Raw genomic sequence first — 23,075 nt, forward strand, 5'->3', positions numbered from 1 at the left:
GTCCTCGACCACGACCATCGCCTCGGAGGCCGCCCCGTCGCCCGCCGGGCCCTCACGCCGTTCCAGCAGTCCCTCACTCATGCCGGTCAGCATAAGGGGAAACCCATGTGCCACTGTTCACACGGTGGCACCGGAGGCGGCCCCGGGATGCGATGATCAGCCCGGCGGCATTTCGTGACCCCGCCGTTGGGTGGCCTTGGGGACACGTGTGCGATCACGTCATGACATGGGCGTAGTCTGTGTCACTCTCACCGCTCCGCGGTGAGCTGGTCGACCACTCGCAACACACTGTTACGGGCATCGAGAACGGGGGGCATGGTGCCGGGCTTCGTCTTGCTGCGCCTGCGCGCGCACCGGCTGCTGCTCGCCGCCGCACTGCTGTCTGTCGTCCTGACCACCTGCGCGGTGACCGCGCTGGCCGCGTTCAACGACGCGGTCGGGGACGCGGGGCTGCGGCGCGCGCTGCAGGGGCCGTCGGCGGCCAGGACACGGATCGACGTGACGTCCGAGGTGACGGGGCAGGACGCCGCCCGCCTGGACACCCAGGTGCGCAAGACCCTCACCGGTGCCTACGACGGACTGCCGGTGCGGATCTCCGCCAGCACCCGCTCGGGCGCCTACGGACTGCCCGAGAGCCTGCGCCCCGCGGGCGCGCCGCGGTCGGACAACCCGGACCTCACCCTGCTCGCCACGTTCGACCGCTCCCGGGTGACCGTCGTCGGCGGAAGCCTCCCCGACGCGCCGGAGGCCGGGGGACCGGTGCCGGTCGCGCTGCCCGAGTCGGCCGCGAAGGCGCTCGGTGTGACGCCGGGCGAGGTGATCACGCTCGCCGACCGCCGCGGCGGGCCGTCGCTGCGCGTGCGGCTGACCGGCCTGTACCGGCCCACCGACCCGGCGGCCCTGTACTGGCGGCTCGACCCGCTGGAGGGCCGCGGCGTACGGACGCTGTCGTTCACCACCTACGGCCCGATGCTCGTGGACCCGCGGGCGTTCACGGCGGGCGCGGTCCCGGCCGGCGAGGTCCAGTGGGCGGCCTGGGCGGACTTCTCCGCCGTGACCGCCGCCCGGCTCGACCGGGCCGGACAGGACGTGCGCCGGACGGTGGACCGGCTGGACGACAAGAAGCTGGACGGGAAGACGACGGCGAGCAGCGAACTGCCCGCGCTCGCCGACGACCTGGGCCGCACCCTGCTCGTCAGCCGCTCGACCCTGCTCATCAGCGTCCTGCAGCTGATCGTCCTGGCCGGTCTGGCGCTGATGCTCGTGGCGGGCCTGCTCGCCGGCGAACGCTCCGAGGAGACCGCCCAGCTGCGGGCCCGTGGCGGTTCCCGGAGCCGCATCGCCGGCCTGGCCGCCGCCGAGGCGCTGCTGCTGGCGCTGCCCGCGGCCGTGGCGGCACCGCTCCTGGCCGGCCCGCTGGTGCGGCTGCTCGCCGGGCGCGGGGCCCTGGCACGGGCGGACGTGCGGCTGGACGTGCCGTACGCCACGGCCTGGTGGGCCGGCGTGGCGGCGGCGCTCGCCTGCGGCGCGGCCGTGGCCTCGCCGGCGCTGCGCCGCACCGGCACCTACTCCCTCGAACGGCAGGCACGGACCCGCAAGGGCGCACTGCCGGGTGCCGTACAGGCGGGGGCGGACGTGGCGCTGCTGCTCGTGGCCGGCCTGGGCTACTGGCAGCTGTCGCGGCGCGGCGGCGGGTCCGGCGCGCTGACCACCGACACCACCGGCGCGCTGGGCGTGGACCCGGTCCTGGTGGTGGCGCCCGCGCTGTGCCTGCTGGCGGGCGCGGTGCTGGCGCTGCGCCTGCTGCCGCTGGTGGCCCGGCTCGGCGAGCGGCGGGCCGCCCGCTCGCCGGGCCTGCCCACGGCGCTGGCCGGGTGGCAACTGGCGCGGCGTACCGGGCGCGGCGCGGGCCCCGCCCTGCTGCTGGTCTTCGCGGTGTCGATCAGCATGTTCGCGATCGGCGAGAGCGCCACATGGGAGCGGTCCCAGAGCGACCAGGCGGACTTCTCGGTGGGCGCCGACATCCGCGTGACCGGCACCTCGACACCGCCGTTCGGACAGGGCGGCGTCTACGACCACATACCCGGCGTCGCCGCGGCGGCCCCCGCGAACCGCGGCATCGCGCCGCTGCCCCAGGGCCGCGAGGCGACGGTGCTCACCCTGGACACCACCGCCGCCTCCAAGGTGACCGGCCTGCGCGACGACCTCACCGACCGGCCGTTCCAGGAGGTGCTGCGCACCCTTCGCCCGCAGGACACCGCCCCACGGGACGCCGGATTCACCCTGCCCCGCGACACGGCGCGCCTCCTCCTGACCGTCCGCACGCAGACCTCCGACCCCGACGGCCGGCCGAACGGCAGCGGCGTCACCGCCCGCATGTCGGCGACGTTCACGGACCGCTACGGCATCCCCTACACCCTCGCCCTGGGCGACGTCCCCGCCGACGGCACAGCGCACGTCCTGCCGGCGGACTTCGGCACCGAGGCGGGCCGGGCCCCCGGAGCCGGCCCGGCCGGGCCGCTGCGCCTGACCCGGATCAAGGCCGAATGGACCCTGCCCCAGCGGACCGAGCACCACCGGCTCTCCGTCACCGCCCTGCGGGCGGAGTCCGCCGACGGCACCACGCGGCCCGTCCCGGTCCCGGAGGGCTCGTCGTGGAAGGCGAGCGCCACCATGGGCAACCCCGACTACCTGAACTACGACGGCTACGTCGCCGCCGGCACGGAATCCCCCGACTCCAGCCCGCGCACGCCGCTCGCCGTCGAGTTCGACACCGGGCGGATGTCCCGCCAGGACTACGTGCCGGGCGGCCACGACAAGGCCTCCGTGATCCTGAGCTCCGAACCCGAGGCCCCGGCCACCCTGTCGGCCGTCGCCACGGACACCTTCCTGCGGGCGGTCAACGCGAAGGCCGGCGAATCGGTGCGGGTCCCCCTCGCCGGCGTCACCGTGCCGGTCCGCGTCACCGCCGCCGTACGCGCCCTGCCCACCGTCACACCCAAGACCGACGGCACCGACGGCGGCGCACTGCTGATCGACCTGCACTCGGCGAACGCCTTCCTCAGCGGGAACGGCCAGGGCTCCCTGGTGCCCGGCGAGTGGTGGCTGGCGGCCGAGCCGGGCGCGACCGCCCGCGTCGCCTCCGCGCTGCAGGACCGCGGCGACATCACCACGCTCCTCGTCCGCGACCGGCAGCGCACCGAACTCCAACGCGATCCGCTCGGCGCCGGGCCGCTGTCCGCGCTGCCCGCCGCCGTCGTCACCGCCGTGGTGCTGGCCGCGCTCGGCTACATCGTGGCGGCGGCCGGGGCACTGCGCGAACGCTCCCAGGAATTCGCGATGCTGCGAGCGCTGGGCACCCCGCGCCGCTGGCTCGCCCGGGTGATCGCCGTCGAACAGGGCCTGGTCATCCTGGTCGCCGTGGGCGTCGGCGCCCTGCTCGGCGGGCTGCTGACCCGCCTGGTCGTCCCCCTGATCATCCTGACCGCGGACGCGCGCAGCCCCGTCCCCGACGTACGGGTGCACCTACCGTCCGGTCCGCTCGCCCTGCTGATGATCACCATCACCGCACTGCCCCTGCTGGGCGTCATGCTGACGGCGTGGCGGTCCGCCGACCCGGCCCAGGCGCTGCGGCGCCAAGGAGGTGAATGACGTGGCCGAGCCCCGTACCCCGCGCAACGGTGACGTCTCCTGGATCCGCGCCCGGCTGCGCGCCGCCCCCGGCGGCACCCTCGCCCTGGCCGCGCTGGTCCTCGTCACCGCGTTCCTGGCCGCCGCGCTCCCGCGGGCCGTCGACGGATACGAGGACGCCGCACTGCGCGACACCGTGTCACAGGCCCCACTGCCGGGCCGCAGCGTCACCATGTCGCTCCAGGTGTCACGGCTGTCCGCCCCCTTCGACGCCGAGGGCCTGCTCACCCCGCCGTCGCTGAAGGAGACCGAAACCCTCTTCCAGCGCCGCGTGAAGCCCCCGCTGACACTCGAACGCGACCAGACCGTGTACGGCGTGCGCTCCGTGGACACGGCAGCCACCGACCCCGGACTGCCCCGCTTCCCCTCGGACAACCCGCTCCCCCCCAAGGGCACCCTGGTGGCCCAGCCCCGCCTCGCGGCGAACACCCGGCTCCTCGAGGGACGTCTGCCGCACCCGGGCACCGACACCCGCAGCGTCGAAGCGGTCATCACCGACCGCACCGCCAAGGTCATGAAACTGGGCACCGGCTCGGCCTTCCACCTCCAGGACGCCGTCGGATCCGAGGTGACCGTCCACGTCACCGGGATCGTCGCTCCCCAGGCACCGGACGCCGCATGGTGGAACGCGGAACCCGACCTGCGCGCGCCCAACCCGCGCACACTGCCCAACCCCGGTGGCAGCCCTCCCCGCTACTGGCACTTCTCCGCCCTCATCGACGAAAGGGCCACCACCGCCCTGCTCAGCCTCCAGGACGGCGCGGAGGCCTACTGGCACCACCCCGCCGACGTCGACGCGCTCACCGCGCACGACGTCCCCGCGCTGAACGACCGGCTCGCCGCCCTGACCTCCGGACCGGACGGGGCACGCCTGCAGGCCAAGCAGCGCGGCCTGCACGTCGAGGAGCAGGGACTGGGCGAACACCTCGGCCCCTTCGTCACCGAACGCACCGCCGCGCAGCCCCTGATCCTGGTCGCCGCCGTGGGCGTGGGCACCGTCGCCGCCGTCGTCCTGCTGATGGCCGCCGGACTGTCAGCCGCCCGGCGCCGCGCCGAGTTCACGTTGCTGCGGGCCCGCGGCATCAGCATGAGCGCGCTCACCGGCCGGCTGCTCGCCGAGACCGCCGTGGTGGCCGTGCCCTCCGCGGCGGCCGGCCTCGCCCTGGCACTGCTCCTGCTGCCCGCCGAACGCTCCGCGCTCGCCGTGTGGTCGGCCGCCGCCGTCGCCGTCCTGGCCACGGTGGGCCTGCCCCTGCGGGCCGCGGTCACCGCCCGCCGGCCGCGCCCCGACCAGCGTGAGGACATCGTCGCCATGCGGCCCTCCCGGCGCCGTACGGTCGCCGAACTCGCCGTCGTGGTCGTCGTCGCGGGCGCCGTCGTGGCCCTGCGGCAGCGCGGCACCGCCGACGGCGGCGCGGACGTGCTGACCGCCGCGGCACCGGTACTGCTCGCCATGGTCGCCGCCCTGGTACTGCTGCGCCTGTACCCCTGGCCGGTACGGCTCCTGGCACGGCCCTTCGCACGGCTCGACGGGCCCGTGCTGCACCTGGGCCTGGCCCGCGCCGGACGCGCCCCCTCCACCACCGCCCTGCCACTGCTGGCCGTACTCGTGGCCCTCACCGTCACCTCCTTCGGCGGATCCGTACTCGCCGGCGTCGAGACCGGACGCGACCGCGCCGCCGTCACAGCCGTCGGCGCCGACGCCCGCGTGCAGAGCCTGGGTGCTCTGCCGCAAGGACTCGACGACCGGGTCCGCAAGGTCCCCGGAGTACGCGAGGTCACCGGCGTCCGCGTCGAGCCCGGACAGCAGATCATGAACAGCCGCACCCGGTTCGACCTGCTGGTCGTCGACCCCGAACCGTACGCCCGCCTCGTGGCCGCCACCGGCCTCGGCTCCTCGTTCCCCGCCGGCGAACTGCGCGCCGGGACACAGGAGGCCATCCCCGCCATCGCCTCCCCGGCGGTCGCCCGGTCCTTCGGCAACGGCGACGGCGACCCGGAGACCGTCAGGTCATCCGTCGGACGGGTCATGGCCAGGATCGTCGCCACACAGGACGCCACCCCGGCCGCCCCCAACCACGAGTTCCTCATCGTGTCACGGGCCGCCCTGGCGAAGGTCGCGCCCGCCACCAAGGAACCCGCCCACGGACCTTCCGTGTTCTACGTCACGGGCACCGGCATCGACGCCAAGGCACTGCGCGGCGTCGTGGCCAAGGCCGCACCCAAGGCACTGGTGACGCTGCGACCCGAGCAACGCGCCTCGTACGGCACCACGTCGGCGCTCCAGAGCGGCGCCCGGCACGTGTACCTGACCGCCGTGGCCGCGGGCGCCGGCTACAGCGTGCTCGCCCTGCTGCTGTCCCTGCTGCACAACGCGCCGCAACGCAAGGCGCTGCTGGCCCGGTTGCGCACGATGGGCATGACGAGCGGTCAGCGGCAGTGGCTGGCCGTCCTGGAGATGCTCCCGCAGGTCCTGCTCGGCGCCCTCGGCGGTGTCCTGGTGAGCGTGGCCACGGTGCCGCTGGTACGTCCCGGCGTGGACCTGGTCGCACTCGCCTTCACGGTCCGCACGCCCGCCACGGACCTGTCGGGCGCCGTACTGCGCACCGACGCGGCGTCACTGCTGGTCCCCGCCACCGGGCTGGTCGTACTGGCCTGCGCGGTACTGGCCGTCCAGGCCTGGCTGACAGGACGACGGGGAGAAGGAACCGAACTCCGGATGGGGGAACGATCATGAGTCAGGACACGTCCGGGACCGCCGAGCGCGGCCGCGTCACACTGGCGGAGCTGGAACGACGCGTCACCGAGAGCCGGGAGGAGCCCGCCTACGGGCACGACGCCCTGATCGTCTGCGACCGGCTGGTGCGGATCTTCACCGCCCAGGGCGTGGAGGTCCAGGCCCTCCAGGGGCTGGACCTGCTCGTGAAGCAGGGCGAACTGATGGCCCTGGTCGGCGCCTCGGGCAGCGGCAAGTCCACCCTGCTCAACATCCTGGCCGGGCTCGACACCCCCACCGCCGGAGCCGCCTCGGTCGCCGGCTTCGACCTGCTCGACCTCGACGCCCGCGCACGCCTGCGCTACCAGCGCGAGGTCGTCGGCTTTGTCTGGCAGCAGACCTCCCGCAACCTGCTGCCCTACCTCACCGCCCTGCAGAACGTCGTCCTGCCCATGCGCCTCGCAGGCAGCGTCAAGGGCCGCGGCCAACGCGCCAAGCGCGCCGCCGAACTCCTCGACATGATGGGCGTCGGCTACGCCGCCGACCGCCGCCCCCAGCAGATGTCCGGCGGTGAACAGCAACGCACCGCCATCGCCGTCGCCCTGGCCAACCACCCCTCGCTCGTGCTGGCCGACGAGCCCACCGGACAGCTCGACTCCGCCACCGGCGAACAGGTCTTCGGCGCCTTCCGCACCGCCAACGAGCAACTCGGCACGACCATCGTCGTCGTCACCCACGACCAGGCCGTCGCCACCGCCGTCGACCGCACCGTCGCCATCCGCGACGGCCGCACCGCCTCCGAGGTCGTCCGCCGCACCAGCGTCGACGACCAGGGCCGCACCACCGTCCACGCCAGCGAGTACGCCACCGTCGACCGCTCCGGCCGCCTCCAGCTCCCCCGCGACTTCACCCACGCCCTCGACATCCGCAACCGCGTCATGCTCGAACTGGAACCCGACCACATCGCCGTCCGCCCCGACCTCCCCGAACAGGACTGACCATCCCGGGCACCCACGGGCCCACGGGCCCACGCGCCGACGCGCCGACGCGTACGGGGCTACGCGTCCGCGGCCACGTGGACCCGCTCCCCGCCCACGAAGGTCTGCAGCACCCGGGCCGCCGCGATCTCCTCCGGCGGCCCGGCGAACGGGTCCCGGTCGAGGACGACCAGGTCGGCCAGCTTCCCCGGGGTGATCGTCCCGGTGTCGTCCAGGTGGTTCACGTACGCGCTCCCCGCGGTGTACGCCGCGATCCCCGCGGCCAGGTCGACGCGCTGCGCCGGCAGGAACACCGGCGTGCCCTTCGGGGCGTCCGGCGTACGGCGATTGACCGCGACGTGCAGCGCCTGCAACGGATCGGGACTGCTCACCGGCCAGTCACTGCCGGCCGCCAGCGTGGCGCCGCCCCGGAGCAGATCACCGAAGGGGTACTGCCACGCCGCCCGTTCGGGCCCGAGGAAGGGCAACGTCAGCTCGTCCATCTGCGGCTCGTGGGCCGCCCACAGCGCCTGGACGGTGGCCGAGGCGCCCAGCGCCCGGAAGCGGGCGACGTCATCGGGGTGGACGACCTGCAGATGCGCCAGGTGGTGCCGGGTGTCTTGGAACCCGTTCGCCGAACGCGCGGCCGCCACCGCGTCCAGCGCCTCACGCACGGCACGGTCACCGAGCGCGTGGAAGTGCACCTGGAAGCCGAGCGCGTCCAGTGCGGTGACGTGCCCGGCCAGCGCCACCGGATCCACGAAGCTGATGCCGCTGTTGCCGGAGGCGCAACCGCAGGCGGTGAGGTAGGGACCGAGCAGCGCGGCCGTCCCGTTCTCCGCGATGCCGTCCTGCATGATCTTGACGCTGGTGGCGCGGAACCGGCCCCGGCTCACGGCGGCCCGCCGCTCCACGAGTTCCGGGATCTGCTCGGCGCCGCGGTCCCGGTCCCACCACAGCGCGCCCACGACCCGTGCGGTGAGCAGCCCGTCGGCGACCAGCGCGTGGTAGGCGGGCACCGGGTCCGTCATGTTCGCGTAGTCGCCGACGATGGCGTCCTGCCAGGCCGTCACGCCCAGGGAGTGCAGCACCCGCTGAGCCCGCAGCAACGCGGCCGTCCGCTCGGCGGCCGTGACGGACGGCAGGAGCCGCCCCACCAGATGGAGGGCCCCCTCCTGCAGCATGCCCGTGGGATTGCCGTCCGCGTCCCGCTCGATGCGGCCGTCCGCGGGATCGGGCGTGTCCCGGGTGATCCCCGCCAGATCCAGCGCACGGGAGTTGACCCAGGCCCCGTGGTGGTCGCGATTGGGCAGGAACACCGGACGGTCGGGGACCACCCCGTCCAGCAGCGCGGCGGTGGGAGTGCCCCCCGGGAAGGCGTCCAGCGACCAGCCGCCACCGGTGATCCACTCGGCGCCGGGGTGCTCGTCGGCGTACGCACGGACCAGCCGCAGGTACTCCCCCGCCTCGTGGACCTCCGCCAGATGGCACTGGCCCAACTCGATCCCCGCGACGAGCGGATGGACGTGGGCGTCCTGGAACCCGGGCAGCAGCATCTTCCCGGCCAGGTCGACGACCTCGGTGCCGGGCCCGATCAGCTCGCGCACCTCGTCGTGACCGACGGCGGCGATCCGCCCGCCGCGCACCGCCACCGAGGTCGCCCGGCCGAGGACGGGATCGACGGTGTGCACCGGGCCGCCGGTCAGGACGAGGTCGGCAGGGGACTGGGACATGGCGGGCGCTCCAGGGACGGGGGCAGCGGTGGGGGCGAGGGCAGGGGCGGGGACAAGGACACGGGCAGGGTGGCCGCGGGTGCCGCGTGCGTGGCGCGGCAGGGAGAGCGTCGCAGGTACGTGCCGCACGCGGCCACCACCGGGACCGGCCGGCCCGCGGCCCACCGCACTCCCCGCACGATTGCGCCCACAGCGTGATCGCCGACGTCCCGCCGCGCCACAGGGCACAGTGGCCCCTATGAAGCTGCTGACGCTGGGTGGTACGGAGTTCGTGGGACGCGCCGTCGTCGAGGACGCGCTCGAGCGGGGCTGGGAGGTCACGGTGTTCCACCGCGGCCGGCACCAGGCGCCGCCCGGCGCCACCGAACTGCTCGGCGAACGCGGCACCGAGGGCGGCCTCGCCGCCCTGGAGGACCGCGAGTGGGACGCCGTCCTCGACACCTGGTCCGGCGCGCCCGCCACCGTACGCGAGACCGCCCGCCTCCTCGCCGGACGCGCCCGGACGTACGCCTACGTCTCCAGCCGCTCCGTGTACACCTACCCGGCCACCGCCGGCCTCGACGAGGACGGCCCCGTGGTGAACGCCTCCCCCGGCGACGGAGCCGACGTCGACTACGCCCGCGCCAAGCGCGGCGGCGAACTCGCCGCGGCCGAGTCCTTCGGCGACCACGCCCTGTTCGTGCGCGCCGGCCTCATCCTCGGCCCCTACGAGAACATCGGCCGCCTGCCCTGGTGGCTGGGCCGCATCGCCCGCGGCGGCCCCGTCCTCGCCCCCGGCCCCCGCGACCTGCCCCTGCAGTACATCGACGTCCGCGACCTCGCCGCGTGGGTCCTGGACGCCGTGCGGTCCGGCCTCGGCGGCGCCTACAACCTCGTCAGCCCGCCCGGGCACACCACCACCGGCGAACTCCTCGCCGCCTGCGCCGCGGTGACCGGCTCCGACGCCGAACTGCGCTGGACGGACCCCGAAGCGGTGCTGGCCGCGGGCATCGAACCCTGGAGCGAGCTGCCCGTCTGGCTCCCCCCGGGCGAGCTCTACGACACGCTCCACACCGGCGACGTCTCCCGCGCCCTGGCCACCGGCCTGCGCTGCCGCCCCGTCACCGAGACCGTCGCCGACACCTGGCAGTGGCTCAGCTCCCTCGGCGGCACCGCCCCGCAGCGCCCCGACCGCCCCACGGTCGGCCTCGACCCGGCGAAGGAGGCCAAGGCCCTCGGCCTCTGAGCCCCCGGCCGTACGGACGGGCCGGTGACCGCCCGGCCCTGAGCGATGCCGCTCGCACGTGCGCGTGCGGCATCGCTCAGGGCGTGCGCGACGTGGACGGCGTTGCCGAACCGCGCCAGGCGCACGGGCCTTGGCGCCACGGTACGGTCCCCGACCAAGCGGCGCAGGCATGCGTGTGACGGCATCTCGACCCTCGCATTACTTGTCCTCCAAGGGGCGCGGAGGCAGCCCGCGTCGGCAGGGCGAGGCGCTGCCCCGCCCCCGTGCGAGCCCGGGCTCAGGGGGTCGCCGGGGCGACCAGGACCTCGCGCAGGCGGGTGAGTTCGGCCGCCGTCAGGCCGCGCTCGCGCAGCCAGGCATCCGCGCCGCCGTGGGCGGTGTGGAGCGTGGCGAGGAAGCGGCGCATGACGCGCGGCTCGGAGGCCATGAAGGCGTGCTCCACCGCGGGGAGGTCGCGGTAGGAGGGGAAGCGGGTCAGCCGGGCGCGGATGCGGACGACGCGCTGCGCGGTGAGCGCGTAGTCCGTGGCGATGGCGGCGGCGGGCACGCCCACCGCATCGAGGAGGAGGGCCGCGAGGACGCCGGTGCGGTCCTTGCCGACGGCGCAGTGGAAGACGACCGCGTGCTGGTCGGTGTCGGCGACGACGCGGGCCGCGGCGACCAGCGACTCACCGCTGCCGTCGAGCAGTCCGAGGTAGAAGCCGATCGCGTCGCCGTCGTCCGCGGTCGTCACGGGGACGGCGTCGGTGACCAGCGCCCGCACCCGGCTGACCGGCAGGTTCATCCTGCGTACCGCGGTGTCCGCCAGCAGGCCGTGCCCCTCGCGGGCGGCCTCGTCGGGGCCGCGCAGGTCCAGGACGGTGCGCAGCCCGTAGCGGCCGAGGAGGAGTTCGACGTCGCCCGCCGTGGCCTCCTGGAGGGTGCTCGCCCGGAACACGACGCCCCGCCGGGTCGTGCCCCCGCCGCGAACGGGCAGGCCGCCCAAGTCGCGGATGTTGTCGACCTCCGCCAGTTCGACCCAGCGCGGCGTCTCACCGGTGGGTCCGTCCTGCGTCGCCTCCAAGGCGCCCTCCTCGTGCACTCCCTGGCCATCGTGCCGTGCGCGGGCGCCCCGGTCCACCGGCGGCCGCGGCCCGGGGGATATCGTCGGCTGACCCCCGGGACGCCCCGGACGACCACCGACCGGAGGTGCCAGCCATGGCCCAGCCCGAGCCGCCCGGGGAGCCGCTGGTGCGCACCGAGCGGCACGGCCGCGTGCTGGTGGTCCGGATGTGCCGGGCGCACAAGCGCAACGCCGTGGACCGGCACCTCGCCGAGGCGCTCGACGCGGCGTTCAACACCCTGGAGGACGACCCGGAGCTGTGGGCCGGGGTGCTCACGGGCTCCGGCGGGGTCTTCAGCGCCGGCAGCGACCTGAACGCCATCGGCGACTACGTCACCGAACGCGGCGGCGAGTACGGGCTGATCCGCCGTCACCGCCGCAAACCGCTGGTGGCCGCGGTGGAGGGCGCCGCGCTGGGCGGCGGGCTGGAACTGGTCCTCGCCTGCGACCTGGTGGTCGCCGCGTCGACCGCCCGGTTCGGGCTGCCGGAGGTCCGGCTCGGGCTGGTGCCCACGTGCGCGGGGCTGTTCCGCGGCCCGCGCGCCCTGCCCGTCAACCTGGCGCGGGAGATGGTGCTCACCGGCGACCCCGTCGACGCCTCGCGGGCGTACGCCGCGGGGCTGGTCAACCGGATCACCGAGGAGGGCGGGGCGCTGGCGGGCGCGCTCGCACTCGCCGCGCGCGTCTGCGAGAACGCCCCGGTCGCGGTGCAGGCGAGCCTGGTGGCGATGGACGCGTGGCTGTCCGGCTCCGACGCGCTCGGCTGGCGGGCCACCGAGGAGGCGACCCGCACGGTGCTGGCCTCCGAGGACCGGCACGAGGGCGTCGCCGCGTTCCTGGAACGCCGGCCGCCCCGCTGGACCGGCCGCTGACGACGCCGGGGACCGGCAGTACCCCACTCGGGTGAGTCCGGCGTGCGGCGGTCCGGAGTCCGGGCTTGTCTGGTGCCGTGACCGGTGTCGTCCGGACGCGGTCCGCCGCGCGCAGGAGGCGCCCCGAGCGAGGAGCTTCCTTTTGGCACGCAGGATTCCGCCGACCGTCGCGGTCGCCGTGGTGTTCGTCGCCGCGCTGTTCATGGCGATCATGGACACCACGATCGTCAACGTCGCCGTGCCGGCCATCGGGGAGGACTTCGGCGTCCCGGCCTCCGGACTGGGCGGCGTCAACATCGGCTACCTGGTCAGCCTGGCGGTCTTCATCCCCGTCGCGGGCTGGCTCGCCGACCGCTACGGCACCCGGCGGGTGTTCCTCGCCGCGCTGGTCGCCTTCACCGGGGCGTCGGCGCTGTGCGCGATGTCCACCAGCCTCGAACAGCTGACCCTCTACCGGATCCTGCAGGGCGCCGGCGGCGGTCTGCTCGTGCCGGTCGGCCAGACGATGCTCTTCCGGGCGTACCCGCCGGCGGAACGGATCAAGGCGCAGCGGGCGCTGATGGTGCCGACCGCCGTCGCCCCGGCCGTGGGCCCGGTGCTGGGCGGCTGGCTGTGCGACGCCGTGTCCTGGCACTGGGTGTTCCTGGTCAACCTGCCGGTCGGCACCGCGGCCGTGGTCTTCGGCCTGCTCTTCCTGCCGGACTACCGCCTGGAGCGCCCCGGCCGCTTCGACCTCGTCGGCTTCCTGCTGGCGGGCGGCGGGCTGGCGCTCGCGCTGTACGCGCTGACCAACGGCGCCAAGGACGGCTGGGGCACCGCGGGCATCCTCGTGCCGCTGCTCGTGGGGATCGCGGCGCTCGGCGCGATGGTGCTGGTCGAACGGCGGATCCCGATGCCGATGCTGGACCTGGAGCTGTTCCGGGACCGGCTGTTCCGGGCCAACACCGTCGTGATGTTCCCGCTCAGCGCGGTCTTCCTCGGCACGGTGTGGCTCTACCCCATGTTCCTCCAGGAGGCGCTGGGCTTCAGCGCCTTCGAGAGCGGCCTGGCCACCTGGCCGGAGGCGGTGGGCGTGATGGCCGCCGCGCAGGTCGCCCCGCGTCTGTACCGGCGGATCGGGCCGCGGTGGCTCATGGTGGGCGGTTCGGCCGGCATGGGGGTCTGCGTCGCGGTGATGACCGGGTTCACGACGGCGACCTCGCCGTGGGTGCTGCGCGGGGTGCTCTTCGTCCTCGGCTACTGCATCGGGCACGTGATGATGTCGGCGCAGAACGCCGCCTTCGCCACGATCCCGGCGCCCTCCACGGGGCGGGCCGCGACGGTGTTCAACATGCAGCGGCAACTGGGCGGTGCTTTCGGTACCGCGCTCATCGCCACGCTGCTCACGGCGGTCGGGACGACGGCCGTCACCGCGGGCGGCACCACCACGGCCGACCTGGGCGCGTACCACGCCGGTTTCCTGCTCTGCACGGGCCTGGCCCTGATCTCCGCGGTCGCCGCGCTCTTCGTCTCCGACAAGGACGCCCTGGGCGTCGAGACCCCCCGCGCCGGCCGCCACGCCCGCCCCGGCACGGCCCCCTCGCCCGCCTCCTGACCCCCCGCCGGCCGGTGCTCCGTCACCGGCCGGTCAGAGGTCTGCGGCCCGCCGAGTCCTCCCGCGCCGTGCGGCCCTAGCATCGGGGCATGCCTCGTCTGGAACGTCTCCGTACCGATCACGCCGCCGCGGTCCTGGAGTTCGAGCGGGCGAACCGCTCGTACTTCGCCGCGTCGATACCGGACCGGGGCGACGACTACTTCGCCCACTTCGACGCGCGGCACCAGGCGCTGCTCGCCGAGCAGGAGTCCGGGTTCTGCCACTTCCATGTGCTGGTCGGCGCGGACGACGAGGTGCTGGGCCGGATCAACCTGGTGGACGTGGCCGACGGGGCGGCGGAGCTGGGGTACCGGATCGCCGGGAGCGCGGCCGGGCGGGGGCTCGCCACGGCCGCGGTTCACGAGGTGTGCGCCCGGGCGGCCGGGGAGTACGGGCTGGCGACGCTGCGGGCGGTCACCACGCTGGACAACGCGGGCTCGCGCACGGTGCTGTCCCGTACGGGGTTCGTGCCGGCCGGCACGGTCGAGCTGAGCGGCCGTCCCGGGCTCCGGTTCGTCCGCGACCTGGGGGACGGGACGGCGCCGTCCTCCGCGGGCTGAAGGCGGGCGGCGAGCGCGCGCAGGCCGGGGAGGGCGAGCACGGCGATGCCGGGGAGGCTGGAGACGAGGGTGAGGACCCCGTAGACGACGGCGGTCGCGAGGCCCTGGGCGGCGCCCAGTCCGGCCGCGCCGAAGGCGAGCGTCGCCGCGGCCTCGCGCGGGCCCCAGCCGCCGATGTTGACGGGCAGTCCCATCACCAGCAGCGCCAGGACGAGCGGCGGTACGAGCGTGGTGACCGGCGCCGTCGAGCCGGCGACGCGGGCCGCGACCACGAACAGGGCAATGTGGCCGGCGAGTCCGGCCGCGGACAGCGCGACCACCCCCGGCCAGGTACCGCGGGCGAGGAGCCCGCTGCGGACGTCGGCCAGGCCGGTGGCGAGCGCCTGCCGTCCCCGGGCGCCGCGCCGCCACAGCAGCCATCCGCCGAGCACCGCGACGGCCGTCAGCACGCCCGCGGTGACCTCCGCGGCGACGCGGCCCGGCAGGAGGTCGCCGGCGATGGCCGTCACCAGGGTGGGCCGGGTGAGCAGGACGGCCCCGCCGAGCACGAGGACGACGACCTGGCCGCCGACACGCTCCAGGACGACGGCGCGCACTCCGCGGCCGACGTCGCCGGAGTGCTTGCCGTGGCGGACGGCCCGGTCGACGTCGCCGAGCACGCCGGCCGGGAGGACCGCGTTGAGCAGCAGCGCCCGGTAGTAGTCGGACACCGCCCGGGCCAGCGGGAGCCGCAGGCCGAGCCGCCGGGCCACCAGGCACCAGCGCCAGGCGCTCGTCACGGTGGTGAACAGGCCGACCGCCAGGGCGGCGAGGACGGCGGGGACGTCGACGACGCGCAGGCCGTCGACGAACGCCCCGGTGCCCAGCCGCCACACGAGAGCGGCGAGGATGCCCGCGCCGATCAGCAGCCGCAGCCAGGCCCACAGTCGTCGCCTCACCGGGCCCCACCTCCGGGCAGGGCGAGCAGGTCGCCGTGGCCGACGACGGCGGTCAGCCGCCCGGCGGCGCAGTCCTCCAGGCGGCGGCGCAGGTAGTCCTCCGCGGGGGCGGCCAGGCCGGGCTCCTGCTCGACGGCGGCGCCGACCCAGCCGCGCAGCCACTCGGCGGTGAGCGCGGACCGGTCCGCGCCGAGCCGCCAGGGGCTGGGCCGGGTCGTGACGGCGGCGCCGTACCGGGTGAACGCCCGGGCGGCGGCGTCGAGGGCGTCGGGGCCGAGCAGCGCGCGGCCGCCGCAGGTGCGCCGCTGGTGGGCGTTGAAGGCGGCGGTGAGGTCCGCGTCGAGGGGGTCGGCGGGCCCGAGTTCGACCTCGCCGACCACGGAGAGGCCGAAGAGCACCGGGACCCCGGCGGCGGTGCAGGTGGCGGCGAGGGCGTCGATCTCGTCGGCGGTGAGCAGGTCCAGCAGTGCGGAGCCTGTGACGAGCGAGGTCCCGGCGAGGTCGTCGGCGGTGAGCCGGGTGAGGTCGCCCTCGCGGGTCTCGGCGGTGACGGGGCCGCCGCCCGCGGTGAGGCCGGTCAGGCTCGCGGCGGCGAGGGCGAGGAGGGCGGGGTCGTGGTCGTGGAGGATCCAGGCCTGCGGTCCGGGGAGGCGTCCGCTGAGCCAGCGGCCCATGGAGCCGGTGCCGCAGCCCAGGTCGCGGACGACGAGCGGGCCGGTGCCGCGGGGCGCGCCCGCGAGGTGCTCGCGGAGGGGGACGAGCAGGTCCGCGGCACGGGCCGCGGCGTCGGCGTCCTCGCGCAGGGCGAGCCAGTGCGGTGTGAAGGGGGCGGTGTCGGACGTGGTCATCGGGTTCCCTCCCGCAGCAGTTCGAACACCGCTTCCATGTGCCGCGCGGTGTGCTCCCAGCCGTGCAGCGTCTCGCGCCGGCCGCGGGCGGCCGCCCGCAGGCGGCCGCGCAGGCCGGTGTCGTCCAGCCAGCGGCGGAGCGCCGCGGCGAGTTCGGTGGTGTTCCCCGGGGGGACGAGGAGGCCGGGCGGTGTGCCGTCCGGTGCCCGTCCGAGCGCGTCGGGCACGCCCCCGGCGGCGGTGGCCAGTACGGGGGTGCCGCGCATCAGGGCCTCGGTGACGACCATCCCGAAGGTCTCGGCGCGGGACGGCAGGACGAGCAGGTCGGCGGCGGCGTACTCCGCCGCGAGGGGCTCGCCGGTGAGCGGGCCGGTGAGGTGGACGCGGTCGTCGAGGCCGTGCCGGCCGAGCAGTTCGCGCACGTGGGCGAGGTGCTCGGGGTCGCGGCCGAGCGGGCCCACGAAGCGGCAGGTCCAGGGCAGGTCGGCGACGGCGGCGAGGGCCCGGGCCAGCAGGTCGTGGCCCTTGCGCGGGGTCAGCGAGGCGACGCACAGCAGGCGCCCGCCCTGTGGCGTGCCGGGGGCGAGCGGCGCGGGGTCGGTGCCGGGGATGACGACGTGGACCCGGCCGGCGGGCAGCGCGTGCCGCTCGGCGATGCGCCGGGCGGCCCAGGGGCTGGTGGCGACGACCGCGGCGGCGGCCCGCAGGGTCTGCCGTTCCAGGGCGTCGAGTTCGCGGGCGGCCGCGGGGTCGAGGCCGGTCTCGTCGGCGAGCGGCAGGTGGACCAGGACGGCGGTGCGCAGCCGGCGCGACTGCGGGACGACGATCTGGGGGACGCCGCAGGCCACGAGCCCGTCGAGCAGGACGACGGCGCCGTCCGGCACCGCGGCGAGCGCCGCGGCCAGGGCCCGGCGGGCGGCGGTGTCCGGACGCGGCCAGGCGCCCGGCACGGAGATCTCCCGCAGCGGCCGGCCCGCCCCCGCGAGGGTCTGGGTCAGGCGGCGGTCGTAGACGTTGCCGCCGCTGGGCGCGGTGGCGTCGTCGACGTCGCCCGGGAGGACGACGTGGGCGGGGGCCGCCCCCGCCGGAGCGGGGACGGCCGGACGCGAGGGCGTCCTCACAGAGAACGCTCGTAGCTCGCCCAGGCGACGTGCGATTCGTGCAACGTGACGGAGATGCCGGTCAGGCCGTGCGCACCCGCCCCGAGCTTGCCCGCCGCCACGCGGTCGGCGAGCCGGTCGGCGATGACCTTCGCCAGGAACTCGGTGGAGGTGTTGATGCCGGAGAAGTCCGGATCGTCGTCGAGGTTGCGGTAGTTGAGCGCGGCGAGCACCGCGCCCAGCTCCTGGGTGGCCAGGCCGATGTCGACGACGATGTTGTCGTCGTCGAGTTCCGGGCGGCGGAACGTGGCGTCCACCAGGAACGTCGCGCCGTGCAACCGCTGCGCCGGTCCGAAGACCTCGCCGCGGAAGCTGTGGGCGACCATGACGTGGTCGCGGACGGTGATACTGAACACGCGAGGACAACCTTCCCCAGGGGCCTAACCGGGACGGTAGGCAATACGGTGACAGAGCACGGAACGTTCACCGCCTGCGATCTTCTTCATCAGCAGGGGCAGTTCCTCGAAGTCGCTCTCGCCGGTGACGAGGGCGTCGTAGACCGGGTCGGCGAGCAGGCGCAGGGCCAGTGCCATCCGGTCCGCATAGGTGCGCCGGGTGCGGCGCGTGGGTGAGACGGTGCCGACCTGGCTGCTGCGCACGACCAGGCGGCGGGAGTGGAAGGCCTCGCCCAGCGGCAGGGCGACCGGCCGGTCGCCGTACCAGCTCAGCTCGACGACGGTGCCCTCCGGCTCCAGGAGTTCCAGGGAGCGGGCGAGCCCCGCCTCGGTGGCGCTGGCGTGGACCACCAGGTCGCAGCCGTCCTCGGCGGTGTCGGGGTGGGCGAAGCCGACACCAAGGGCCTCGGCGACGGCCGCGCGCGAGGGGTCGACGTCGACGAGCTGCACCCGCGTCCCGGGGACGCCCGCGAGGACGGCGGCGACGCTGCATCCGACCATGCCGGCGCCGACGACCGCGATCCGGTCCCCGATCTGCGGGCCGGCGTCCCACACCGCGTTGACGGCGGTCTCGACGGTGCCCGCCAGCACCGCGCGTCCCGCGGGGACGTCCTGGGGCACGGGCGTCACGGCGGTGGCCGGGACGACGTAGCGGGTCTGGTGCGGGTAGAGGCAGAAGACGGTGCGGCCCCGCAGCTCGGGCGGCCCCTGCTCGACGAGGCCGACGTTGAGGTAGCCGTACTTCACCGGCGCCGGGAACTCGCCGTCCTGGAACGGCGCCCGCATCGCCTGGTGCTGGCTCACGGGCACCCCGCCACGGAAGACCAGGGTCTCGGTGCCGCGGCTCACCCCGGAGTACAGGGTGCGCACCAGCACCTCCCCCGGACCGGGCTCCGGCAGGGGCACCTCCCTGACCTCCCCCTCGCCTGGTTCGCGAAGCCAGAACGCGCGCGCCGAACGCTCCACCGTTTTCCTCCGTACTCCATGGCGGGCAACAGACACCGGCCATCCAGGTGGTGCCGGGCCCGACCGTACGCGGCTGTGCCGCACAGGCGACAAGCGGGGACGTCTCATGACCGTGATGACCGTTGGATCCGAGTTCCGTGGGGGCACCGCGGGCCGTGAGCAGGCCGGGGCGGCAGCCGCCCAGTTGGCGCTGTTCGCCGCGCTGTGGGCCACCGTGGGCCTGGACGCCGTGGGCTGGCTGACCGGGACCGTCTACGCGGCGGGCACCTGGGCGCTGCTGGCCGCGGGCCTGCGGGGGGCGGGGCGCCGCTCGCTGGGCCCGGCCGACCACGTCACCCTGGCCCGTGCGGTGCTCGTCGGCGGTGTGACGGCCATGGTGGCGGGAGGCGTCGCGCACGGTGCGCCGCTGCTCACCGGGCTGACCGCGGTGGCGCTGGCCCTGGACGCGGTGGACGGCAAGGTCGCGCGGCGCACGGGCACGTCGTCCGCGCTGGGCGCGCGCTTCGACATGGAGGTCGACGCCTTCCTGATCCTCGTGCTCAGCGCGCGGCTCGCCTTCACGCTGGGCCCGTGGGTGCTGGTGATCGGCGCCATGCGGTACGCCTTCGTCGCGGCGGCCTGGGTGCTGCCGTGGCTCAACGCCCCGCTCCCGCCGAGCTTCGCCCGCAAGACGGTGGCGGCGCTGCAGGGCGTCGTCCTGCTCCTCGCCTGCTCGGGGCTGCTGCCCGCGGGGGCCTCGGCCGGGCTGACGGTGCTGGCGCTGGCGTCGCTGGTGTGGTCGTTCGGCCGTGACGTGCTCTGGCTGTGGCGCCACCGCCCGGCCCCGCGGTCCACGGCGGGCCCGGCGCCGGCCGGCGCGGCGGAGGAGGACATCCGCGTCCTGGTCTCCGCCTCCGCGGGCGGCCCCGCCTCCTGACCCGCCGCGTCAGGGGCCCCGGCAGCGCCCTCCGCCGCCGGGGCCGATAGCTCCGTCGTGGCCGCACGACTCGCCCCGGGCCACGCCGCAGACCGACGCGCGGCACCGCCGGACGGCAGGCCCCGCTCGTGGGCCCGGCCGCACCACGTGGCTGCCGACGGCCGGACGTCCCCGCACCACCGGTCCGGGGCCGCCGGCGTCGGGCCGGGACCCGGGTCGGCCACGCACGGGCGACACGGTCGGAGTTCGCAGGGGACCGGGGCATGCCGCAGGCCACTGCCCGCGAGGCAGGCCGGCCCTCACCGGGATGTCAAAGGCTCCGGGCCCATCGGCGAAGAGCGCCGCCACCGCTTCACCGCGGTGTCGCCGGGCCCCTGAGCGCCGACCGGCTCAACACGCCGCCGCCCGGCGGGCGGCCGCACGTCCTGGCTCGGCTGTCGCGGCGCGACGCCCGGCGCGCGCACGGCGCCCACCGCGCCGGTGCGCTCAGGCGTCCTGGCGCGGCAGGTAGCGCAGCAGCACCACGTCGCCGATCTGCCGGGTCTCCGCGAGCGTCATCCGCTGCTGGGGGCCCTGGGGGAAGACCGCGGGGTGCACCATGCGCGGGGCGTCGGCCTGGCCCACGAAGAACGGCGCGTACACCAGGTGGAGTTCGTCGACGATTCCGGCGCTGAGGAACATGGTGTGCACGACGCCCCCGCCCTCGACCATGAGCCGTTCGACGCCGCGCGCGGCGAGGTCGGCGAGCAGGAGCCGGACGTCCAGCGGCTCTCCGGCGTCGACGACGGAGCAGCGGTCGCCCAGGCGTTCGCGGACGCAGTCGCTCGCGCCGGACGTCGTGTAGACGACCTTCTCGCACTCCCCCGTGGTGAAGAACCGGGCGCCGGGGTCGAGTTTGCCGCTCTCGGTGACCGTCGCCTTGAGCGGTGTCGGCGACAGCCCGGCGCGGACGCGCCGTTCGCGGCGTTCGGCGGAACACACCAGCAACCGCGGGTCGTCGGACCGTATGGTGTTGGCCCCCACGAGGATGGCGTCCATCCCGGAGCGGACCTCGTCGATCCGGTCGAAGTCCTCCTCGTTGGAGAGCAGCAGCCGGGTCGTGCTCGTGTCGTCCAGGCATCCGTCCAGCGAGGAGGCCACGGACATCAGTACGTACGGGCGCGATCTCATGGGGACACATTGCCGCACGCCGGCGTTCGCGCACGTGAAGCTTTCGTAAGTCTGGTGCCGGGGGCCGGATGGATGTAGGCTCCTCCGATCATCGTGCGGCCTGGTCAGGCCGCGTCGGTGCGTCGGTCCGCCGCCCGTCAGTCGCGCACCCCTTCGAGCACGTCGAGCGCGAGGGTGTCGTCGGCCTCGTGGGAGAGGGAGACGGTGACGCGGGTGCACAGGCCCGTGAAGCGCTCGCGCACGGCCCGGCCGACGGCCCGCGGTTCGCCGTGGACGGCGAAGGCGCCGAGGACGTCGTCGTCGACCAGCCGGCCCATCTCCGCCCAGCGGCCGCGCACGGACAGCCGGTGCAGTTCGTCGTGGAGGCCGCCCCAGCCGTGGAGGTCGAGCACGGCGCGGTAGGCGGGGGTGGAGGCGTAGAACGCGATCCGTTCGCGGGTGGCGGTGAGGGCCGCCGCGTACTCCTCCTCGGTGCGTCCCGTCGCGACGAGGGCGTTGCACACCACGTCGAAGGGCCGGTCCGGGTGCTCGGAGGACTCCCGGGCCTTGCGGACGGCGGGGAGGGTGACCTGCCGCAGGTGGTCGGCGGAGGTGAGGGCGTGGCAGATCAGCCCGTCGGCGACCTCGCCCGCGACGGCGGTCATCATCGGGCCGACGCCGGCGAGCCAGATGCGGGGCGGGCCGGACGCCAGGGGCCCGGGGTCGAACATCGGCGTCATCAGGGTGTGGGTGTAGAACTCGCCCCGGAACCGCAGCCGTTCGCCGGTCTGCCAGCTGTGCCAGATGGCGCGCAGGGCGCCCGCGAACTCCTTCATACGAGCGGCGGGCCTCGACCATGGCATGCCGTAGCGGTGGGTGATGTGCGGCTTGACCTGCGAGCCGAGGCCGACGGTCAGCCGCCCGCCGGAGAGCCGCTGGACGTCGTACGCGGCCGTGGCCACCGTCATCGGGTTGCGGGCGAAGGCGATCGCGACACCGCTGACCAGGTCGGCCCGGCGGGTGGCGCCCGCGGCGAGGGCGAGCTGGAGGAAGGCGTCGTGCCGCATCTCGTTGACCAGCACGCCGTCCGCGCCGTGCGCCTCGGCGCGGGCCGCCGCGTCGGCGGTCCGCTCGACGGGGCCGGTGAAGGTGAAGTCGGCCTTGAGGGGCGCGGTCGCGGTGGTCACGCGCCGGCTCCCGCCGCCGGGCCGGCCGCCTCGGTGAGCCGCGGGGGCGCGGCCTGCCGCCAGGAGTCGGCGACGATGTCGCGGAGCTCGTCCATGTCGTCCAGGGCGGCGAGCCGCACCCGCACCCAGTTCGACCCGGCCTCGTGCGGCGGGACCCAGAACTTCCCGGGCTCGGCCGCGATCAGCTCGCCCCGCTCGTGCATGGGGCAGCGCACCGCGAAGGAGGACTCGTCGTCGGGCAGCGTGAGGTACATCCTCCCGGCGACCCGGAACGTGGGCATGTTCCAGGCCTCCTTCTCCACCGTCTCGGGCAGCGAGAGGGCGAAGCGTCGGACGTCTTCGGAATCGGGCATGCGCCCACCGTAGCCATCGCCTACGACAACGGGCGCGCCGCGTGTGCGCCGCTCCGGCGGGGCTGAGTAGCAAGAGGAAACCTAGGTGTAGACTGTCCTTCCCCGCCGCGCGGTCGCGAGCACGTGACCGGGCGGCGTCCACGACGTCCAGGAGGTGAGCGGCGATGGCGACCGGACGGCACGTGTCGGGTCCCGAGGAGGACCAGCCGGCCTGCTCCATCGAGCGCAGCCTGCAGATCCTCGGTGAGCGCTGGTCCCTGCTGGTGCTGCGCGAGGTCTTCGCAGGACGGCACCGCTTCGCCGAGATCCAGGCCTCGCTCGGCATCGCGCCCAACCTCCTCAGCACCCGGCTCAAGCTGCTCGTCGACGCCGGGGTGCTGTGCACCCGCACCTACCAGGAGCCGGGCAGCCGGCAGCGGCAGAGCTACCACCTGACCGACGCCGGGCGGGAGCTGGACCTGGTCATGGCCTCCCTCCAGCAGTGGGGCGACCGCCACCGGCCCCGCCCGTCCGGCCCCTCCGCGCTCCGGCGTACCCACTCGACCGGCCAGGCCGTGCACGTCGGCTTCCTCACCGACGACGGTCGCGAGGTGCCGGGCGCCGACGTCTCCATCGCGGTCATGCAGTCCTCCGGGGCGGCCTGACCGGCGGGCGA

General features: G+C 75.3%; 18 protein-coding genes and 1 pseudogene. 9 read left to right on the plus strand and 10 right to left on the minus strand.

From position 1 onward, the window contains the following. The first annotated feature begins 315 nt into the window (after positions 1–315). From ACFZAU_RS33880 to ACFZAU_RS33890, 3 genes are read left to right on the plus strand one after another with little or no spacing between them, the layout of a single operon-like run. Entirely contained in the window at positions 316–3,651 is a 3,336-nt protein-coding gene (locus ACFZAU_RS33880) for an FtsX-like permease family protein (RefSeq protein ID WP_500555353.1), read from the plus strand. Between the two features lies 1 nt (position 3,652). Then, positions 3,653–6,427: a hypothetical protein gene (locus ACFZAU_RS33885; protein WP_500555354.1), complete on the plus strand. Its 2,775-nt coding sequence runs from the start codon at positions 3,653–3,655 to the stop codon at positions 6,425–6,427. Further along, positions 6,424–7,404: an ATP-binding cassette domain-containing protein gene (locus tag ACFZAU_RS33890; RefSeq protein WP_500555355.1), complete on the plus strand. Its 981-nt coding sequence runs from the start codon at positions 6,424–6,426 to the stop codon at positions 7,402–7,404. Before ACFZAU_RS33885 ends, ACFZAU_RS33890 begins: the two co-directional genes overlap by 4 nt. A 59-nt stretch (positions 7,405–7,463) precedes the next feature. Here ACFZAU_RS33890 and ACFZAU_RS33895 read toward each other — a convergent pair whose 3' ends face one another. Then, complete coding sequence (locus tag ACFZAU_RS33895; RefSeq protein WP_500555356.1) at positions 7,464–9,116, minus strand: amidohydrolase; 1,653 nt, start codon at positions 9,114–9,116, stop codon at positions 7,464–7,466. A gap of 238 nt (positions 9,117–9,354) precedes the next feature. Between ACFZAU_RS33895 and ACFZAU_RS33900 the strand changes: the two genes are divergently transcribed. Then, entirely contained in the window at positions 9,355–10,341 is a 987-nt protein-coding gene (locus ACFZAU_RS33900; protein WP_500555357.1) for an NAD-dependent epimerase/dehydratase family protein, read from the plus strand. A gap of 277 nt (positions 10,342–10,618) precedes the next feature. Here ACFZAU_RS33900 and ACFZAU_RS33905 read toward each other — a convergent pair whose 3' ends face one another. Beyond that, positions 10,619–11,404 carry a tyrosine-protein phosphatase gene (locus ACFZAU_RS33905; RefSeq protein ID WP_500464249.1) on the minus strand — a complete coding sequence of 262 codons (786 nt, stop codon included), beginning with the start codon at positions 11,402–11,404 and terminating at the stop codon, positions 10,619–10,621. Positions 11,405–11,538: 134 nt separating this feature from the next. On the opposite strand from ACFZAU_RS33905, the gene ACFZAU_RS33910 reads away from it, so the two are divergent. The 3 genes from ACFZAU_RS33910 to ACFZAU_RS33920 all read left to right on the plus strand — a co-directional run bounded on the left by ACFZAU_RS33910 (position 11,539) and on the right by ACFZAU_RS33920 (position 14,508). After that, on the plus strand, positions 11,539–12,315 hold the full coding sequence (locus ACFZAU_RS33910; protein ID WP_500555358.1) for an enoyl-CoA hydratase-related protein: 777 nt from the start codon (positions 11,539–11,541) through the stop codon (positions 12,313–12,315). Positions 12,316–12,457: 142 nt separating this feature from the next. Beyond that, the gene (locus ACFZAU_RS33915; protein ID WP_500464251.1) at positions 12,458–13,909 is read left to right on the plus strand and encodes an MDR family MFS transporter; all 1,452 of its coding nucleotides are present in this window, start codon (positions 12,458–12,460) and stop codon (positions 13,907–13,909) included. Between the two features lie 89 nt (positions 13,910–13,998). Continuing rightward, positions 13,999–14,508 (plus strand): GNAT family N-acetyltransferase, encoded by a 510-nt coding sequence (locus ACFZAU_RS33920; protein ID WP_500555359.1) that lies wholly within the window; start codon positions 13,999–14,001, stop codon positions 14,506–14,508. A 110-nt stretch (positions 14,509–14,618) separates the two neighbouring features. On the opposite strand, the pseudogene ACFZAU_RS33925 reads toward ACFZAU_RS33920, so the two are convergent. From ACFZAU_RS33925 to ACFZAU_RS33945, 5 genes and pseudogenes are all read right to left on the minus strand, one after another. Then, positions 14,619–15,446, minus strand: a pseudogene (locus tag ACFZAU_RS33925) (lysylphosphatidylglycerol synthase transmembrane domain-containing protein); the annotation flags it as partial. After that, positions 15,443–16,294 (minus strand): SAM-dependent methyltransferase, encoded by an 852-nt coding sequence (locus ACFZAU_RS33930; RefSeq protein ID WP_500555360.1) that lies wholly within the window; start codon positions 16,292–16,294, stop codon positions 15,443–15,445. The gene ACFZAU_RS33930 and the pseudogene ACFZAU_RS33925, both read right to left, overlap by 4 nt. Beyond that, positions 16,291–17,415 (minus strand): glycosyltransferase family 4 protein, encoded by a 1,125-nt coding sequence (locus tag ACFZAU_RS33935; protein WP_500555361.1) that lies wholly within the window; start codon positions 17,413–17,415, stop codon positions 16,291–16,293. Before ACFZAU_RS33935 ends, ACFZAU_RS33930 begins: the two co-directional genes overlap by 4 nt. Next, a complete protein-coding gene (locus ACFZAU_RS33940; protein WP_499604441.1) occupies positions 17,412–17,810 on the minus strand; it encodes a 6-pyruvoyl trahydropterin synthase family protein in 399 nt (132 codons plus the stop codon). Before ACFZAU_RS33940 ends, ACFZAU_RS33935 begins: the two co-directional genes overlap by 4 nt. A 24-nt stretch (positions 17,811–17,834) precedes the next feature. After that, a complete protein-coding gene (locus ACFZAU_RS33945; RefSeq protein WP_500555362.1) occupies positions 17,835–18,815 on the minus strand; it encodes a zinc-dependent alcohol dehydrogenase in 981 nt (326 codons plus the stop codon). 115 nt (positions 18,816–18,930) lie between these two features. On the opposite strand from ACFZAU_RS33945, the gene ACFZAU_RS33950 reads away from it, so the two are divergent. Further along, a complete protein-coding gene (locus ACFZAU_RS33950) occupies positions 18,931–19,731 on the plus strand; it encodes a CDP-alcohol phosphatidyltransferase family protein (RefSeq protein WP_500555363.1) in 801 nt (266 codons plus the stop codon). A gap of 486 nt (positions 19,732–20,217) precedes the next feature. Here ACFZAU_RS33950 and ACFZAU_RS33955 read toward each other — a convergent pair whose 3' ends face one another. From ACFZAU_RS33955 to ACFZAU_RS33965, 3 genes are all read right to left on the minus strand, one after another. After that, on the minus strand, positions 20,218–20,901 hold the full coding sequence (locus tag ACFZAU_RS33955) for a RibD family protein (protein WP_500555364.1): 684 nt from the start codon (positions 20,899–20,901) through the stop codon (positions 20,218–20,220). Between the two features lie 137 nt (positions 20,902–21,038). Beyond that, on the minus strand, positions 21,039–22,067 hold the full coding sequence (locus tag ACFZAU_RS33960) for a TIGR03617 family F420-dependent LLM class oxidoreductase (protein WP_500555365.1): 1,029 nt from the start codon (positions 22,065–22,067) through the stop codon (positions 21,039–21,041). After that, the gene (locus ACFZAU_RS33965; protein ID WP_500555366.1) at positions 22,064–22,420 is read right to left on the minus strand and encodes an MmcQ/YjbR family DNA-binding protein; all 357 of its coding nucleotides are present in this window, start codon (positions 22,418–22,420) and stop codon (positions 22,064–22,066) included. The genes ACFZAU_RS33960 and ACFZAU_RS33965 overlap by 4 nt, the downstream gene beginning before the upstream one ends. 164 nt (positions 22,421–22,584) lie before the next feature. Between ACFZAU_RS33965 and ACFZAU_RS33970 the strand changes: the two genes are divergently transcribed. After that, the gene (locus ACFZAU_RS33970; RefSeq protein WP_500464260.1) at positions 22,585–23,064 is read left to right on the plus strand and encodes a winged helix-turn-helix transcriptional regulator; all 480 of its coding nucleotides are present in this window, start codon (positions 22,585–22,587) and stop codon (positions 23,062–23,064) included. Positions 23,065–23,075: the final 11 nt, after the last annotated feature.

Origin of the sequence: Streptomyces sp. NPDC008238, assembly GCF_042956445.1 — a bacterium.
Classification (GTDB): Bacteria; Actinomycetota; Actinomycetes; order Streptomycetales; family Streptomycetaceae; genus Actinacidiphila.